The organism is Vibrio sp. 378, assembly GCF_033339435.1.
Genome location: NZ_JAWOUO010001061.1, coordinates 1 through 541, shown reverse-complemented (window position 1 = coordinate 541; position 541 = coordinate 1). Strand labels below are relative to the sequence as shown.

General features: G+C 40.7%; 1 pseudogene. It reads left to right on the top strand.

The annotated features are described in order from the left end of the window. Positions 1–305: 305 nt before the first annotated feature. Positions 306–541: pseudogene (locus tag R7Q48_RS30365) on the top strand (diguanylate phosphodiesterase); the annotation flags it as partial.

Genomic DNA, 541 nt, shown 5'->3' with positions numbered 1-541 from the left:
TAAGAGAAAGAAAAGGCCGACCAAGTCACACTTTACCCATCGAAACGTTTCGATGAACATTTTTAAAGCCCACAAAAACCCTACGGTTTGTGCCCGCGAAAGCAGAAATACGTCCAATTACTGAGAAAGCCTCTAGTTAACGGGAAGGAAATCTGCCACATCATCACATTTCTAAAATGGTTGTCTGATTTTCGAGAACACCCACCTTACAATCTGGTTACAATTTGCAAAAAATATATCATCCGTTCAGTACCGTTTAGGTAAGCAACGTTTGTAGGGACACAAACGGAAGTCGAAGAACCATAATGAAATTAAGCAATCGAGTTATCTTGCTTGTCGCACCCGTGATCATTTTGAGTGCGCTGGTATCGAGTTACATCATCTATAGCATTCAAAAAGTAACACTCATCAAGCGCGAAGATAGCTACATACAACTTCAGATGGAAAAACTGGCGGGGCAATTTCGACAAGCCAATATTTTTCTTAACAGCTATGCGTACACGCTGAGTAAAAGTGATGTGCTGCAGGACTATTTTATCAA